Source organism: Trinickia terrae, assembly GCF_005144415.1.
GTDB classification, from domain to species: domain Bacteria; phylum Pseudomonadota; class Gammaproteobacteria; order Burkholderiales; family Burkholderiaceae; genus Trinickia_A; species Trinickia_A terrae.
Map to the genome: position 1 here is coordinate 406075 of NZ_SWJE01000003.1, position 15811 is coordinate 421885.

The window sequence follows — 15811 nt, forward strand, 5'->3', positions numbered from 1 at the left end:
GTCTCTCCTGTCTCAAAGCGCCCGGTCGTGCGTCGCGAACAGCGGCCCCTGCACGAAGCGCACGTCGTATTGCTGAAGCGCATCGAACTGCGCTTCATCCGCGACGCGGCTGAAAATGAGCGGAATGCGCAGCCGGTTCGCGTAGCCGACGAGCGGCTTCACCATCGCATCCCTTAGCGCCAGGCCGGCGTCCATCTTGATGAAATCGAGCCGGGCCATGTCCGATACCGACAGGATGTGTCCCGCGTTCGGCAAATTTCCCGCCACCTTGAATCCGTAGAGCTGGTAGCTCTTCGTCAGATAGCCGAGAAACGTCCGGTGCGCGACCGCGACGCTCGGCAGCTCGATCACGACCCGCGCCGGGTTCAGCCCAAACGAGATCAGCACCGAGGAGAAGTGCCGGCCGTGGTCGTACTTCACGCTTTTCAGCAATCGCTCGTGGACGCGCAGGAACAGAAGCCCGTGCCGCTGTCCGCCGAAGAAGTTGATCGCGTGGAGCGCGCGAGATAGACGGTCCAGCGCGACGAGCTCATGGTCGTCGGCGACGGCGTCGAACGGCTCGAAGGCCGTGCCGTCGAGCCGCTGCGTGATCGCCTGGAAGCCCAGTTCGTCGCCGAAGCGGTCGGCGCTGTCGGGCGACGACGTCAGCGTCTGCGGGATGCCGTGCATGCTGACGTCGAAGATCGGCTCGTAGGCGCTGCCGATCTCGCAGTTGCGAAACCGCGCGCAGGCCATGCCGCTGTATTCGCCTTCACCCATCCTCAGATGCTGGCCGAGAAACGGATGGCCGGCGGCATGGGCGACGAGCGCGGGAATGGTCGACGGAATCATTGGGGACGGTGGGGGCGGTGGCGGGGGGCGCTAAGTGCGGCAACGCGCCGCATTCATTGATGGTAGCAGTCTGCACGTCCCTGTCTTGGAAAAAATACGCATATCGATCTGGGGTGTTTCCTCAAGTCCTCAGGGTTTACGTTAATTTAACTATACGTAATTGGTTTTACTATGCGTAAATTCTCGATGGAAGGCGGCGCGTTCCTGTTTCTGGCGACGCGCCTCTCGCACCTGTTCCGGACGGAATCCACAACTTTGCATGGGACCAGAGTAACGCGCTGAAGCGCGAACTCTGGTCGACAGGAGACACGACATGTCAATTTCCTCTCGCCACGAAATCGAGCCCGGCTACCAGCCCGGCTTCGCGAACGAGTGCGCGACCGAAGCGCTGCCGGGCGCCTTGCCGAGCGGCCGCAATTCGCCGCAGCGCGCGCCTTACGGGCTCTACGCCGAGCAGCTCTCGGGCACTGCTTTCACCGCGCCGCGCGGCCACAACCGGCGCTCGTGGCTGTACCGGATCCGCCCGGCGGCCGTGCATCAGCCGTTCACGCCGATCGCGTCGCACAAGCTGGTCGCGAGCTTCCACGACGCGCCGCCGACGCCGCCCAACCAGTTGCGCTGGGACCCGCTGCCGATGCCGGCCGAGCCGACCGACTTCATCGACGGCTGGGTGACGATGGCCGGCAACGGCTCGGCCGACGCGATGAGCGGCTGCGCGATCCACCTGTACGCGGCGAACCGCTCGATGACGGACCGCTTCTTCTACAACGCCGACGGCGAGCTGCTGATCGTCCCGCAGGAGGGGCGTCTGCAGATCGCGACCGAGATGGGCCGCATCGACATCGAGCCGTTCGAGATCGCTGTGATTCCGCGCGGCGTGCGCTTTGCCGTCGCGCTGCCGGACGGCCGCGCGCGCGGCTATATCTGCGAGAACTTCGGGGCGCTCTTGCGTCTGCCCGATCTCGGGCCGATCGGCTCGAACGGTCTCGCGAACCCGCGCGACTTCCTCACGCCACATGCGGCCTATGAAGACCGGGAAGGCGCGTTCGAACTGGTCGCGAAGCTGAACGGCTTGTTGTGGCGCGCGGACATCGGCCATTCGCCGCTCGACGTCGTCGCCTGGCACGGCAACTACGCGCCGTACAAGTACGACCTGCGCCGCTTCAATACGATCGGCTCGATCAGCTACGACCACCCGGACCCGTCGATCTTCCTCGTGCTGCAGGCGCAAAGCGACACGCCGGGCGTCGATACGATCGACTTCGTGATCTTCCCGCCGCGCTGGCTCGCGGCCGAGGACACGTTCCGCCCGCCCTGGTATCACCGCAACGTCGCGAGCGAGTTCATGGGGCTCGTGCACGGCGTCTACGACGCGAAGGCCGAGGGCTTCCTGCCGGGCGGCGCGAGCCTGCACAACTGCATGTCGGGCCACGGCCCGGACGCGGAGACGTTCGAAAAGGCATCCGTGGGCGACACGAGCAAGCCGCACAAAGTGGGCGACACGATGGCGTTCATGTTCGAGACCCGCACGCTGATCCGCCCGACCCGGTTCGCGCTCGAAACCGCGCAATTGCAGGCGAACTATTACGAGTGCTGGCAAGGCCTCAAGAAACACTTCAACCCGGAGACAAAATGAACTACCCCCACGCTCACTTATGTTCGCTGCCCCCCAAGGGGGCGGACGCCTCCCTTGGGGCGGCCCGGCGGGAGGCGTCACGATGAGCAGCATCTCCACCGATCAGGCCGATCTTCAGGCCACCCGCGACGCGTCGAGAAAGAGCTGGCTCGCATCGGCCAACGACGCGCACAGCGATTTCCCGATCCAGAACCTGCCGTTCGGCATCTTCGGCGACACGCGCAACCCGGCGCCGCGCGCCGGCGTGGCGATCGGCGATGCGATCGTCGATCTGAGCGCGCTGGCCGAGGCGGGCAAGCTGACGCTGGCGCAAGGCGGCGCGGTGTTCGCGAAGCCTGCGCTGAACGACTTCATCGCGCTCGGCCGAGACGTCTGGCGCAGCGTGCGGATTCAACTGAGCGCGCTGCTCGAAGCCAACTGCCCGACGCTGCGCGACGACGCCGGGCTGCGCGCACGCGCGCTCGTCGCCCAGGCCGACGCAACGCTGCATCTGCCTGTCGAGATTCCCGGCTATACCGATTTCTATTCGTCGAAAGAGCATGCGACCAACGTCGGCTCGATGTTTCGCGATCCGAAGAACGCGCTCTTGCCGAACTGGTCGGAGATTCCGATCGGCTACAACGGACGGGCGTCGTCAGTGGTGGCGAGCGGCACGCCGGTGCGCCGGCCGAACGGTCAACTGAAGCTGCCGGATCAGGAGCGCCCCGTGTTCGGCGCGTGCCGCAAGCTCGATATCGAGCTGGAGACGGGCTTCATCGTCGGGCGCGGCAATGCGCTCGGCGAGCCGATCGCCTGCGCCGACGCGGAGGATCACATCTTCGGCATGGTGCTCCTGAACGACTGGAGCGCGCGCGACATCCAGCAGTGGGAATACGTACCGCTTGGCCCGTTCAACGCGAAGACCTTTGCGACGACGATCTCGCCATGGATCGTCACGCTCGACGCGCTCGAGCCGTTCCGCGTCGCGCAGCCGAGGCAGGAGCCGGAACCGCTTGCGTACCTGCGCCATGACGGCGACCACGGCTTCGATATCGAACTCGAAGTGCGCCTGCGTCCCGCCGATGCCAAGGAAGCGTCGACGATCGCGCGGACCAACTTCAAGCACATGTACTGGACGATGGCGCAGCAGCTTGCGCATCACACGGTGTCGGGCTGCAACACGCGCGTCGGCGATTTGATGGGCTCGGGCACGATCAGCGGGCCGACTCCCGACTCGTTCGGGAGCCTGCTCGAGATGACCTGGAACGGCCAGCGGCCGCTCGAGCTGGCAAGCGGCGGCACGCGCGCGTTCATCGCGGACGGCGATTCGCTGACGCTCGCCGGCTGGTGCCAGGGCGATGGATATCGTGTCGGCTTCGGTCTTTGCGAGGGCACGATCCTGCCCGCGCGATGAACGCAACCTCGGGCCGCGGATCATCGCGGCCCGCCCGCTGGCCTCACAGCAACCCGAACACCCCCACCCCCGTCGCCGTCCCCACGTACACCTTCCCGTTCGCGATCATCGGCGTGATGAACTTGTTGCCCTGGCCGAACTGGTCGCGCGCATTCGCCGCCTGCGTACTGTTGTAGAGCTCGTGCGAGAGATTGCTCGCGTCGTACGCGTAGAGTCCGGCGATGTTGCCGTTCATCGCCACCCACACGATCCCGTTCGAAGTCCCGTTCGCCGAGACGCTCGGCGTCGCCCCTGGCGTGCCGAACGATTCGGGCGACTGGCTCGACGCAGCCGTGGCCACCTGCGCGTTGGTCACCGGGAACGCCTTGATCTTGTCACCGATCGAGCCGAAGTAGATCGTGTTGTTGAAGTAGGCGGGCATGCCGAACTCGGGACCGACGAGCTGCCCGTTGATCTGCTGGTAGATGTTGTTCGCGCTCGCGTTGAACTTGCCCATCGAATCGCGGTTCACGACGTAGATGATCGAGTCCTTGCCCGCGCCGATCGCAAGATGGTGGACGTTGCCGCTGGTGTCGGTGAAGTCCGGCAGCACCAGCGCGCCGCCCGAGCCGAAATCTTCGTCGGCCTGCGACTCGGCCACCGTGTTCGACGTGTTGAAGTAGTCGGAGACGGTCAGGCCGTTGGTCGTGCCGAGCTTCAGGAACGCGTTGCCGTAGTCGCCCAGCGACGGGAAGCCGTTCGCGGTGAGCGTGGTGTCGAAGGTGCCGTTCGCGTCGAGGAAGTAGATCGACTGGCCGTCGGACGCCATCCCCGTGCCACTCATCCAGATCGAGCCTTCCGTGCCGTTCGGCGTGAGGTTCAGCACGCTCGTCTGCAAGAGCGTGTCGGCGCTGTAGGCGATCACCCAGCCGTTGTACGGTTGGACGTCGCAGTGTGAGGTCCAGCCGGTGTAGATGATGCCGTTCAGTTCCAGCAGCGATTGGCGCTCCGCGTATTGCTTCGGATTGAAGGTGAGGGTGCCGCCCGAGCCGTTGGTGCTGTTGCCGGGATAGGACGCTTTGATTTCCGTCGGGCCGCCGAACAGCTCGGCGCCCGTGGTGATGTCGAGGGCGTGGATGCGCTGGTGGTAGCTGCTCGATGAATCCTTCGACATCGCGACGACATAGATCGCGCCATGCGGCCCTTTGCTGCGGTCGATCACGGGCGTCGACGTGATGCCGATCTCCGGCGAGATCTGGGTGCAGCCGAGGTCGTCGCTCGGCGTCTCGTTTTTGCCGAGCGTCGAGACTTCCCATAGCACGGCGCCGTTGTCGGCGTCGAACGCGAAGACGCTCGCGTTCTCGGTCGCGACGTAGAGCACGTTGTGCGTGCCGCCGGCGATCGACACTTGCGATAGATAGAGCGGCTCGGCGTCGACCTTGCCGTCGGTGGTGTCGAAGCCGATCTTGCCGAAGGTCGCCGAATTCACGTTGGCGAGCGTGAGCGTCGTCTCGTGGAGCTGCTGCCCGGTGCGCGCGATGTCGTTGTGATAGGTGGCGACGTCGACGGCCATGGCTGTCGACCCGCCCGAGCCCGAACCGCTCCCCGCACCCGCACCTGAACCCGCACCCGAACTGGAGCCGCTGCTCGAAGATGAGCTCGAACTGCCTCCGCCGCCTCCGCCGCTGCAATTGGCGAAGATCGCGACGATCACGAGCGCGAGTGCGCGCTGTATCCAACCTGGGCGTTTCATGTGCGCTCCCCCCTTTTTTCCGGCGGCCAGCGCAAGCCTGTCGTCCGCGAAAACAGCCGGACGCGGATGACTCCGCCTGCCGTTTGCCGATCGAGATCGATTATCCCGCCGCGGCGCCGGCACGCATGGCGGCCGCCGCCTATTGGCGGGAAAGAGGGAAGCTTTGGCGGGAGCTGCGCCGCCGCTCCCAGAGCGCGGCGGCGAGAAACGCGAGTGCGCTCGCGGTCAGCACGGCGATCAGCGCATTGGCGCCGGTTTCGCGCATCAGCGGGCCGGCGATGAGCGGGCCGCCGAAGCTGGCGACGCTCCACGAAGCCCCGACGAGCGAGCTTGCCGACACCAGCGCGGCGCCGCGAAAGCGCTCGCCGCAAGCGACGATGGAGAGCGTGTAGATGCTGCCCGCCGCCGCGCCGAGCACGTAGAGCAGCGGCCAGCAGAGCCACGGATGCTCGATGGCCCATGGCAGCATCGGCAGCAGCGCGACCACGACGACCGCCGCGCCCGCGTGCACGCGCTCGCGGCCGAGACGGTCGGCGAGCCAGCCGATCGGAAATTGCAGCGTGGTGTCGCCGAGCAGCAGCGCGGAGGCGAACAGCACGGCGACCCCGCTCGACACGCCGTGGGCCATCGCAAAGAGCGGCAGCAGCGACAGCGCGAGCGTGTCGAATAGCGCGAAGAACGCGGTGCCGATGACGATGGCGGGCATGCGCGGCAGCACGCGTCGCCAGTCGCCCGAGGCGTGGGGCTCGCCGTGGGCGAGCGGGGTCTTGCGGATCGACGCCCGGCGGATCGCCGCAAGGGCGGGCAGTGCGAGCAGGAAGATCGCGCCGCACAGCAGGAAGCGCCAGGTGTCGAAGCCGGCGATCTGGCTGACGAGCACGGGGCCCGCCATCTGGAACAGCGTGAAGTTCGTGGCGTAGATCGCGACGACGCGTCCGCGCGTGGCGTCGTTGGCGAGCTGGTTGACCCACGCTTCGCCGATCGTGAAGAGCAGCATCAGCGCCGCGCCGCACAGCACGCGCAGCACGGCCCAGACGGCGAGATTGGCGGTGAACTGCATCAGCGCGGTCGCGCACGCGACGGTGAGCACGGCCGCGACGATCACCTGGCGTCCGCCGAAACGCGTGGCGATGCGGCCAGCGAGCGGCACGACCAGCAGACCGCCGCCGGCCTGCGCGGCGGTGAGAAGGCCGACGACGTCGGTGCCGTAGCCGGCTTGCGTGAGTGCGAGGGCGGTGAGCGGGAGCGTCGCGCCGGTGCCGAGGCCGACGACGGCCACGGAGAGGATCAAGGCGAGGAAGTCGCGGGTCAGGACGGTTTTCATCGGACGGGATGCTACTACGGGGCGGCGCGACAGCTGCCGCAACCGCGCACTCCCGTCCTCAAGTCGCCGCGCCCGCCGGCAGGCGCCGTGTGCGCCGCTCGAGCTGCGCCGACCACACCGTCAGCGCGAGCGCCGCGGCCGCCATCGCTACGCCGACCCACGGCAGCGAGGTCAGCGGCGCGCCCGAGCCGATCGCCATCCCGCCGAGCCAGGCGCCCGTCGCATTGCCGAAGTTGAACGCGCCTTGATTGAGCGTCGAGGCCAGGTTCGGCGCATGACTCGCCCGATGGACGATCAGCATCTGCAGCGGCGGCACGATTGCGAACGCGAGCACGCCCCAGAAGAAGATCGTCGCCATCGCCGGATAGGCCGAGTGCATCGTGCCGGCGAAGATCGTCAGCACCACGGCGATGGCGAGCAGGAAGGCGACGAGCGAGGGCATGAGCCGCCAGTCGGCGAGCTTGCCGCCGAGCGTGCTGCCCACCGTCAGGCCGAGCCCGAAGAGCAGCAGCACGAGAGTGACCGAGTGCGGCGTGAAGCCCGTCACGTCCTCGAGGATCGGCGTGATGTAGGTGAAGACCGAGAACAGGCTCGCCGACGCGAGCGCGCTGATGCCGAGCACCATCAGCACTTGCGGGTCCTTGAGCACGCTGAACTCGCGCATGAGGCTCGTCTCCTGCATCTCGAGCTCGGCGGGCAGGCAGGCGGCCAGCGCGAACGCGGCGAGGATGCCGATGCCCGTCACGGCCCAGAACGTCGCGCGCCAGCCGTATTCCTGGCCGAGCGCGGTGCCGAGCGGCACGCCGAGCACGTTGGCGAGCGTGAGACCCGTGAACATCAGCGCGATCGCCTGCGCACGGCGGTTCGGCGCGACGAGGCCGGCCGCGACCACCGAGCCGATCCCGAAGAACGCGCCGTGGCAGAACGCGGTGACGACGCGCGCGGCCATCAGCACCGCGTAGTGCGGCGCGACCGCGCACAGCAGGTTGCCGACGATGAACACGCCGATCAGGTTCATCAGCGCTTTCTTGCGCGGCATGCGCGAGGTGGCGATCGCGAGGATCGGCGCCCCGACGGTGACGCCGAGCGCGTAGCCCGAGACGAGCATGCCGGCTGCCGGGATGGAGACGTCGAGATCTTGCGCGACGTTGGGCAGGAGCCCCATGATGACGAACTCGGTGGTACCGATTCCAAACGCGGCGACAGCGAGGGCGAGAAGGGGCAGCGGCATGGCGGGATAATTCAGGCAGAACCCGCCGGCGCGCGTTTCGGAACGAGAGCGCGAGCGCCGGCTAGGGAAAACAAGTAGGGGATTCTACCTAAACCGATATTGGCGTGTTGTGGCGCAACGAGGACTGTTGCAACGATGCCGAAACCTCGGCGGGACGGGGCATTGCGGGCGGCCGGACGTGCGCGGGGCGGCGGTGTGGCTCGCGCGGTAGCGGTCAGCTGGCGCCGCCGTCCGATTGCCCGTGCCGCCCGGCGCCCTCGGCGAAGCGCGCCGCGCCTGCGAGCCCTTCGTCGAACACCGCCCGATAGCCGCCCGCGCTTTCGCGGCGCAACGCTTCGGCCAAGTCGTCGAGCGCGCTGTTTTCGAGCGCCGAGCGGCGGTCGGCGGCGAGCGCGGCCTGCGGGAACGCCGCGAGTTGCGCGGCGAGCGCTTCGGCCGCCGCGCGCGCCGTGCCCGTCGGCACCACGCGGTTCGCGAGGCCAATCGAGAGCGCTTCGGCGGCATCGACGGGGCGTCCCGTCAGGATCAGGTCCAGCGCCCGCGACAGGCCGATCAGCCGGGGCAGCCGGATCGTGCCGCCATCGATGAGCGGCACGCCGATGCGGCGGCAGAAGACGCCGAGCACGGCGTCTTCCTCGACGACGCGCAAGTCGCACATCGCGGCGAGTTCGAGGCCGCCTGCGACCGCGTGTCCGGCGATCGCCGCGATGACCGGCTTCGTGAAGGTCATGCGCGTCGGTCCCATCGGACCCGGGCCGCTGCCGTCCTCATGGAGTTCGTTGCGGCGCGCGTCGTCGTTGAGCGCGGTGAGGTCCGCGCCGGCGCAGAACGTCCCGCCGGCGCCGAACAGCACGGCGGCGCGCCAGCGAGGCTCGCTCTCGAACCGTGCGAAGGCGGCGCGCAGGGCGTCGGCGGTCGGCCGGTCGACTGCATTGCGGCGCTCCGGCCGGTCCAGCACGATTGTTGCCAGGGATTCCTGAGCTTCGAGCCGGACGTAATCGCTGAAATGCTCGGTCATGATGGGGTCTCCTTGTGCTCCGGCGCCCACTTGAGGCTGTTATGCGCCAGCAACGGGCCTAAACTGTCATAGGCCTGTAACGGTGCCTTGCTAGGCTGCAACGCCATTTTTAAGCGGGCACTGTTCCAACAGTGCGAAGCGCGGCTTTTCGAGTGTCTGTCATGTTATCCCCCGAACCTCATCTGGAAGTCGCCGTCGGCGCCGAGCCGGTCTGGATCGTCGCGCTGCGACGCCATCCGCACTACGACCATGTGCGCCTGAAGCGCGTGTTCATCGACGACGGCACGCGGCATCAGGTCGTGATGGTCAACGCCGAGAAGCTGCTGCAATGCGCGAACCGCGACGATACGGACTACGTGCTGAGGGGCGTCGACGATTGGCACGCGGGCAAGGTCAGGGGGATCCGCGAGTTTCTCGATCCGGCCAACGCGCGCATTCCGGAAATGCCTTACGTGACGATTACTCAGCGCCGCAGGCGCGGCCTGCTGGGCTGGATCGGGATCGAGCACGAGGGGGTGGTCGCGTTCCGCAACGGACAGCATCGGGCTCGCTACATGGCCTACGCGGGCGCCGAGACGTTTCCGGTCGAAGTGGCGGAGCGCGAGGCCGAGCTCCTGATCAGCCTTTGCGGGGCGTGACGCCTCAGGCAGGCAATCGCTACGCTTCCCGCACCACATTGCGCGGCGCCCCGTCGTGCCAGTCGCGCGCGTTGCCGAGCGTCGTGCGGGCGATCTGCATCAGCGCCTCGCGCGTGAAGAACGCCTGGTGCGCCGTGATCATCACATTCGGAAACGTCAGCAGGCGGGCGAGCACGTCGTCCTGCAGCAGGTTGTTCGAATGGTCCTCGAAGAACAGCCCGCCTTCTTCCTCGTACACGTCGAGCCCGAGATGCCCGAGGTGTCCGCTCTTGAGCGCGCCGACGAGCGCGTTGCTTTCCACGAGTCCGCCACGCCCCGTATTGATCAGCATCGCGCCGCGCTTCATGCGCGCGAGTGCGCGCTCGTCGATCATGTGGTGAGTCTCCGGCAACAGCGGGCAGTGCAGGCTCACGATGTCGGACTCGGCGAGCAGCTCGTCGAGCGGCACGTAGCGCGCGCCGAGCGCGAGCATTTCCTCGGCGGGCTTGGGCGGGCTGTAGGCGAGCAGCCTGGTGCCGAAGCCGGCCATGATCCGGCCGAAGGTGCAGCCGATCACGCCCGTGCCGACTACGCCCACCGTCTTGCCGTGGAGATCGAAGCCGAGCAGGCCGTTCAGCGAGAAGTCGCCTTCGCGCGTGCGCGCGACCGCGCGCGGCAGGCGCCGGTTCAGCGCGAGGATCATGCCGACGGCGTGCTCCGCAACCGCGTGCGGCGAGTAGGCCGGCACACGCGCGACGGTGATGCCAAGCCGCATCGCTGCCGCCAGATCGATGTGATTGAAGCCCGCGGAGCGCAGCGCGACGAGGCGCGTGCCGCCGTCCGCGAGCTTTTCGAGGACGGTCGCATCGACGATGTCGTTGACGAACGGGCACACCACTTCGTAACCGTGCGCGAGGATCGCCGTCTCGGCATCGAGCTGCGATTCCTGGAAATGCAATCGATAGCCGAATGCGGCGTTGGCTTCGTTGAACGTATCGCGGTCGTACTGGCGGCTGCTGAACAAGATCACACGCACGGTGTGTCTCCCTTTCTTGGAGGCGGGCCGCGCTACGACGGCACGCCCGACATTTGCTGAAACGGCGCTGCCATTCGCGCGGTGCTTGCGCGCTGCGGATCGACTGCTTCGCCGTGGCCGAAATGCTCGAGCGTGAAGTCGATGAAGCTGCGCGTTTTCGCGGGCAGGAACTGGCGCTCCGGATAGACGATCGACACCTTCGCTTCCGGGGCGTCGATCTCGTACTCCTCCATGATGCGCTTCAGGTCACCTGCGGCAAAGTCGTCCGCGACAAAAGGAATCGGCAAGATCGCGATGCCCATTCCGGCGAGCGCGGCGAGGCGCACCATCGGCGCGCTGTTGACCGTGTAGACGGGCGGCAGCATGACCTCGTGCACGTGGGCGTCGCGGTCCTTCAGGCGCCAAGTCGGCTCGTGCTGGTCGGCGGGCAGCGCGACGAACGCATGCCGCGACAGTTCGCGCGGCGTGGCGGGGTTTCCATGCTGAGCGAGGTAGGCGGGTGAAGCGCAGGCGACGAGCGCGTGAACGCCGAGCGGGTGCTCGACGAACGCATCGTCGTGCGGGCGAAAGGCCGTCACGATACCGACGTCGAAGCTGTCGCCCGCGAGATCGGCCTGGTGTTCCGCGAGCGTCAGGCGGATCTTGACCGACGGATAGCGCCTGCGGAAGCCGTCGATGAGCGGCGTGACCCATAACGGCGACAGCGCCGCCGAGACGGCCACGCGCAGCGTCCCGCTCGGCCCGTGCTCGGCGCTCGCCACCGTCGCGTCGAGCTGATCGAGCTCTTCGAGCATCGAGCGGCAGCCTTCCAGATAACGGAGTCCGGCTTCGGTCAGCGAAAGATTTCGGGTAGTCCGGTTGATAAGTCGCGTATTCAAATGCGACTCGAGCATTGCGATGCAGCGCGTGACAAACGCATTCGAGACTTCAAATTGGCGGGCAGCACGGCGAAAGCTCCTCGACTCCGCGACTCTTACAAAGACTCGCATGGCTTGAATTTGATTCATGGCTTTAATAAATAGTCTGGCTATTTGATCGACTGAGTCAAGCAAAGATTCCCTGAAACGCCGTATTGCCGCAGTAATTTGTTCTTCCGTCAATGGGCAAGCGAATGCAAAAAAATCACGTTGACACTATCTTAAAACCAGATTGACAATTACGCCCTATCTACTAAAGATGTCGAGGGAAATCGAGCGCAAGCGCGCGTAATTCCATTGAGATCCGCAAAGAAAAGATAGACAGGTAGTACGCTGATATGCGCGCCAGGGGCCATTCTGCGGTGGATGTGCATACTGCTCTGTATATATTTTGCCGCGATAAGTCTTACCAAATTCGAGAATTAATTTGCGTCACCGGGGGCCGCCTGCATTCAGTCTTGCCTGTCCCGGCATGTGACTGGCCGGTTAATCTGGCGGATGGCTGATTCGAATTGTCAGTGTCGCGGAGAGCACCTGAAATGATTGGCGAATTACTCAGGAATCAGCCGGAATTTGCTTTATTCGCCAGCCTCGCGCTAGGCTATCTAATCGGTTCGTTCAAAATCGGGCCGATTCAGCTCGGGGGAGTATGCGGCACTCTGATTGTCGCGCTGGTGCTGGGGCAAACCGGCGCCCGCATTAGTCCCGACCTGAAGAACATTGCATTCGCGGTATTCATTTTCGCGCTCGGATTTACCGGCGGCCCGCAATTCTTCGCCAATGTCGGCCGTGGCTGGCGCTACGGATTGCTTTCGCTGATTGAGGTCTCGACCGTGCTGGCGCTGGTGTTCGCCGCCATCGTGCTGCTCGGCCTGGACCAGGGCACCGCAGCCGGGCTCCTGGCCGGTGCGGCGACCGAATCGGCGGTGATCGGCACGGCGTCCGAGGCGATCGGGCGGCTCGGCCTGCCCGCCGTGGAAACGGCGCGGCTGCAGGCCAACGTCGTGACGGCCTATAGCGTCAGCTACCTGTTCGGGCTTATCACGATCGTGCTGTTCACCAGCCAGTTCGCGCCGCTGATCCTGCGCATCGACTTGCGCGCCGAAGCCGAGCGGCTGTGGCGCAAGCTCGGCGGCGACGGCGCGCTCGAGAACGGTCAGCGCGTCGCGGCGCCGTCGCTCGTTGGGCGCGAGTTCCGCGTCGGCCCGGCCGCGGGCATCACGATCGGCGAGCTCGAAGCGCGCTACGGCTACAACCTCGCGGTCGAGGGCGTCCTGCGCAAGACCGCGGCGCTCGAAGTCGAGCCCGCGCTCATGCTGGAGACGGGCGATCACGTGGTGCTGGTCGGCCGCCGCGAGGCGCTGGTCGAGGCGGCGGACGCGATCGGCGAGGAGCTCGCGGGCAAGGATGCCGCCGGTTTCCATACGCAGCGGCTCGACGTGGTCCTGACGCGCGCCGAGGCGCACGGCCTGACCGTCGCGCAGATCCGCGAGCGTGCCGAGCCTGAAGAAGGGCGCGGCGTCTTCATCTCCGCCGTCACGCGCATCGGGAACACCATCCCCGCACTGCCCGGCACGGAGCTGAACCGCGGCGACGTGCTCACGCTCGTCGGCGCGCCGGACGACGTCGAGCGCGGCGCCTCGCTGCTCGGCTATGCGCTGCCGGCGACCGACAAGACCGACTTCGTGCTGCTCGGCATGGGCGTGCTCGCAGGCATGGCCCTCGGCCACCTGAGCGCACGCATCGGCAGCGTGGCGCTTACGCTCGGCACGGGCGGCGGGTGTCTTCTCTCGGGACTCCTCTTCGGCTGGCTGCGCTCCCGCCGTCCGCTGATCGGCTCGCTGCCGTCGGCTGCCGCACAAATCCTGAAGGACTTCGGACTTGGCACTTTCATCGCCGCAGTCGGCCTGTCGGCCGGACCGGATGCGCTCGCGCTCGTGCACCAGTACGGTCTCGCGCTGCCTGCGATCGGCGTGCTGATGGTGCTCGTCCCCGGGCTCCTGTCGCTTTGCATCGGCCGCGCGCTCCTGAAGCTCGACGCGCCGATGCTGCTCGGCGCGATCGCCGGGCAGCAGTGCAGTACGCCGGCGATCAGCGCGCTCGTGGGGGCCGCCGGCAATTCGACGCCCGTCATCGGCTACACCATCACGTACGCGCTTTCGAACGTCCTGCTGCCGCTCGCGGGGCCGGTCGTCGTCGGTTTCGGAAGCAGCTTGCGTGCGCTGCACCTGTAGCCGACGGCGGCCGGTCAGGCCGGGCCGCGCGCTCGCCGGATTTCTTCAACTACGAAGAGGACACGATGACTTGGCTCCATGACATCTTTCACAGGTCGCCGGAGATCGCCTTATTCATATCGCTGGCGATCGGCTACTACATCGGGCAGATCAATTTCGGCAAATTCCAGCTGGGCGGGGTCGGCGGTTCGCTGCTTGCCGCCGTGGTCGTGAGCCAGGTCGGGGTGGAGATCGACAACGGCGTGAAGGCCGTGATGTTCGCGGTGTTCATCTACGCCGTGGGCTACGAATCGGGGCCCGGGTTCTTCAACTCGATCAACCGCAAGACGCTGCGCGAAATCGCGATGGCGGTGTTCCTGGCGGTGTCGGCGCTCGCCACGGTGATTGTGTGCGCACGCATTTTCCATCTCGACAAGGGTCTCGCGGCGGGTCTCGCGGGCGGCGCGCTGACGCAGTCGGCCATCATCGGCACGGCCGGCGACGCGATCTCGCGCCTCGGCCTGCCACCCGACCAGGTCAAGTTTCTGCAGTCGGAAGTGGCGATTGCCTATGCGGTGACCTACGTGTTCGGCTCGCTCGGAGCGATCGTCGTCTGCGTGAACATCCTGCCGAAGTTCATGGGCCAGGGCTTGCGCGAAGCGTCGATCGAAGCCGAGAAGCTGCTCTCGGGCAGCGCGGCGAAAGCGCCGGGGCAGCGCGCCGCGATGCCGGTGCTGGTCGGCCGGGCGTATCGGGTGGGTCCGGCGGCGGGGCGCTCGATCGCCGAGATCGAGCAAAGCCACAACGACCTCGTCACGATCGAAAAGGTCCGCCGCCACGGCAAGGCCGTCGAGCCGACGCCCGAGCTCAAGCTGCAGGCGGACGATGTGATCCTGGTGGTCGGCCGCCGCGAGGGCGTTGTCGAAGCCGCGCCGCAGATTGGCGAGGAAGTGGCCGACACCGATGGCGTCTCCACCGTGATGCAGACGCGCCAGGCCGTGTTCACGCGCAAGGGCATGAACAACGTGTCGATCGCCGAAGTGCGCGAGCAGGTCGATCGCGAGCTGCGCCACGGCGTCTACGTGGAAGGCGCGACGCGTGCCGGCCAGCCGCTGCCGATCCTGCCCGACACGAAGATGCAGCACGGCGACGTCATCACGTTCTACGGCACTCCGAAGGATACGAAGCGCGCGGTCGAGCTGGCCGGCTACGAAATGCCGTATTCGAATAAGACTGACTTTATCTACATGGGCGTCGGTCTCGTGCTCGGCCTGCTGATCGGCCTCGTCGTCGAGCGGGTCGACGGGATTCCGCTCACGCTCGGCTCGGGCGGCGGGTGTCTCCTCGCCGGCCTGCTGTTCGGCTGGATGCGCGGCAAGCATCCGATGTACGGCGTGATGCCGACGCAAGCCTCGCAGCTCTTGAAGGATTTCGGCCTGGCGGCGTTCGTCGCGGTGGTCGGCCTCAATTCGGGCTTGCAGGCCGTGGTGACCGTCAAGCAAAGCGGCATGACGATCTTCCTGCTCGGCATCTTCGTCACGATGTTCCCGCTGATCCTGACGATGCTCTTCGGCCGCTACGTCTTGCGCTACAACAACTCGGCCATCCTGGCGGGCGCGCTCTCCGGCTCGCGCAGCGCGAACCCGGCGTTCGGCGGCGTGCTCGACAAGGCCGAAAGCGCCGTGCCGACCGTGCCGTTCGCCATCACCTATGCAATCGCCAACGTGCTGCTGACTCTGCTCGGTCCGCTCGTCGTTGGCCTCGTTTGACCCCGGGGCTTCGCCGCTCCGGATTTGCAGCAACTCAAACGCCCCGCGCCGCGGCGTGGCCGGGGCGCCGAACATGGAACTACTTGGAGAGCCA

Annotated in this window: 12 protein-coding genes; 5 read left to right on the forward strand and 7 right to left on the reverse strand. The window is 66.6% G+C overall.

Features of this window, described 5'->3' with window-relative positions; all coding sequences use genetic code 11:
• Positions 1-12 precede the first annotated feature (12 nt).
• Complete coding sequence (locus tag FAZ69_RS07140; RefSeq protein WP_136893247.1) at positions 13-831, reverse strand: EAL domain-containing protein; 819 nt, start codon at positions 829-831, stop codon at positions 13-15.
• Between the two features lie 313 nt (positions 832-1144).
• Between FAZ69_RS07140 and hmgA the strand changes: the two genes are divergently transcribed.
• Positions 1145-2467 carry a homogentisate 1,2-dioxygenase gene (hmgA, locus tag FAZ69_RS07145; RefSeq protein ID WP_136893248.1) on the forward strand — a complete coding sequence of 441 codons (1323 nt, stop codon included), beginning with the start codon at positions 1145-1147 and terminating at the stop codon, positions 2465-2467.
• An 82-nt stretch (positions 2468-2549) separates the two neighbouring features.
• Positions 2550-3860 (forward strand): fumarylacetoacetase, encoded by a 1311-nt coding sequence (gene fahA / locus FAZ69_RS07150; RefSeq protein WP_136893249.1) that lies wholly within the window; start codon positions 2550-2552, stop codon positions 3858-3860.
• A gap of 43 nt (positions 3861-3903) precedes the next feature.
• On the opposite strand, the gene FAZ69_RS07155 is transcribed toward fahA, so the two are convergent.
• The 4 genes from FAZ69_RS07155 to FAZ69_RS07170 form a co-directional block, all read right to left on the reverse strand.
• Positions 3904-5592 (reverse strand): PQQ-binding-like beta-propeller repeat protein, encoded by a 1689-nt coding sequence (locus FAZ69_RS07155; protein WP_136893250.1) that lies wholly within the window; start codon positions 5590-5592, stop codon positions 3904-3906.
• Between the two features lie 139 nt (positions 5593-5731).
• Positions 5732-6916, reverse strand: a complete 1185-nt coding sequence (locus FAZ69_RS07160) for an MFS transporter (protein ID WP_136893251.1) — start codon at positions 6914-6916, stop codon at positions 5732-5734.
• A 58-nt stretch (positions 6917-6974) separates the two neighbouring features.
• Complete coding sequence (locus tag FAZ69_RS07165) at positions 6975-8147, reverse strand: MFS transporter (protein ID WP_136893252.1); 1173 nt, start codon at positions 8145-8147, stop codon at positions 6975-6977.
• A 214-nt stretch (positions 8148-8361) separates the two neighbouring features.
• Entirely contained in the window at positions 8362-9165 is an 804-nt protein-coding gene (locus FAZ69_RS07170; protein WP_136893253.1) for a crotonase/enoyl-CoA hydratase family protein, read from the reverse strand.
• Positions 9166-9326: 161 nt separating this feature from the next.
• On the opposite strand from FAZ69_RS07170, the gene FAZ69_RS07175 reads away from it, so the two are divergent.
• Positions 9327-9803, forward strand: coding sequence for a plasmid fertility inhibition factor family protein (locus FAZ69_RS07175; RefSeq protein ID WP_136893254.1), 477 nt, complete (start codon positions 9327-9329; stop codon positions 9801-9803).
• A 19-nt stretch (positions 9804-9822) separates the two neighbouring features.
• Here FAZ69_RS07175 and FAZ69_RS07180 read toward each other — a convergent pair whose 3' ends face one another.
• Positions 9823-10818: a 2-hydroxyacid dehydrogenase gene (locus tag FAZ69_RS07180; RefSeq protein WP_136893255.1), complete on the reverse strand. Its 996-nt coding sequence runs from the start codon at positions 10816-10818 to the stop codon at positions 9823-9825.
• A 32-nt stretch (positions 10819-10850) separates the two neighbouring features.
• Positions 10851-11825: a LysR family transcriptional regulator gene (locus FAZ69_RS07185; protein ID WP_136893256.1), complete on the reverse strand. Its 975-nt coding sequence runs from the start codon at positions 11823-11825 to the stop codon at positions 10851-10853.
• Positions 11826-12274: 449 nt separating this feature from the next.
• Between FAZ69_RS07185 and aspT (FAZ69_RS07190) the strand changes: the two genes are divergently transcribed.
• Both aspT (FAZ69_RS07190) and aspT (FAZ69_RS07195) read left to right on the forward strand, forming a co-directional pair.
• Entirely contained in the window at positions 12275-13969 is a 1695-nt protein-coding gene (aspT, locus tag FAZ69_RS07190; protein WP_136893257.1) for an aspartate-alanine antiporter, read from the forward strand.
• A 65-nt stretch (positions 13970-14034) separates the two neighbouring features.
• The gene (gene aspT, locus FAZ69_RS07195) at positions 14035-15717 is read left to right on the forward strand and encodes an aspartate-alanine antiporter (RefSeq protein ID WP_136893258.1); all 1683 of its coding nucleotides are present in this window, start codon (positions 14035-14037) and stop codon (positions 15715-15717) included.
• Positions 15718-15811 lie beyond the last annotated feature (94 nt).

Coding starts and splice junctions, on each gene's coding strand:
- FAZ69_RS07140 (WP_136893247.1), bottom strand. CDS start 831: ATGATTCCGTCGACCATTCCCGCGCTCGTCGCCCATGCCGCCGGCCAT.
- hmgA (WP_136893248.1), top strand. CDS start 1,145: ATGTCAATTTCCTCTCGCCACGAAATCGAGCCCGGCTACCAGCCCGGC.
- fahA (WP_136893249.1), top strand. CDS start 2,550: ATGAGCAGCATCTCCACCGATCAGGCCGATCTTCAGGCCACCCGCGAC.
- FAZ69_RS07155 (WP_136893250.1), bottom strand. CDS start 5,592: ATGAAACGCCCAGGTTGGATACAGCGCGCACTCGCGCTCGTGATCGTC.
- FAZ69_RS07160 (WP_136893251.1), bottom strand. CDS start 6,916: ATGAAAACCGTCCTGACCCGCGACTTCCTCGCCTTGATCCTCTCCGTG.
- FAZ69_RS07165 (WP_136893252.1), bottom strand. CDS start 8,147: ATGCCGCTGCCCCTTCTCGCCCTCGCTGTCGCCGCGTTTGGAATCGGT.
- FAZ69_RS07170 (WP_136893253.1), bottom strand. CDS start 9,165: ATGACCGAGCATTTCAGCGATTACGTCCGGCTCGAAGCTCAGGAATCC.
- FAZ69_RS07175 (WP_136893254.1), top strand. CDS start 9,327: ATGTTATCCCCCGAACCTCATCTGGAAGTCGCCGTCGGCGCCGAGCCG.
- FAZ69_RS07185 (WP_136893256.1), bottom strand. CDS start 11,825: ATGAATCAAATTCAAGCCATGCGAGTCTTTGTAAGAGTCGCGGAGTCG.
- aspT (WP_136893257.1), top strand. CDS start 12,275: ATGATTGGCGAATTACTCAGGAATCAGCCGGAATTTGCTTTATTCGCC.
- aspT (WP_136893258.1), top strand. CDS start 14,035: ATGACTTGGCTCCATGACATCTTTCACAGGTCGCCGGAGATCGCCTTA.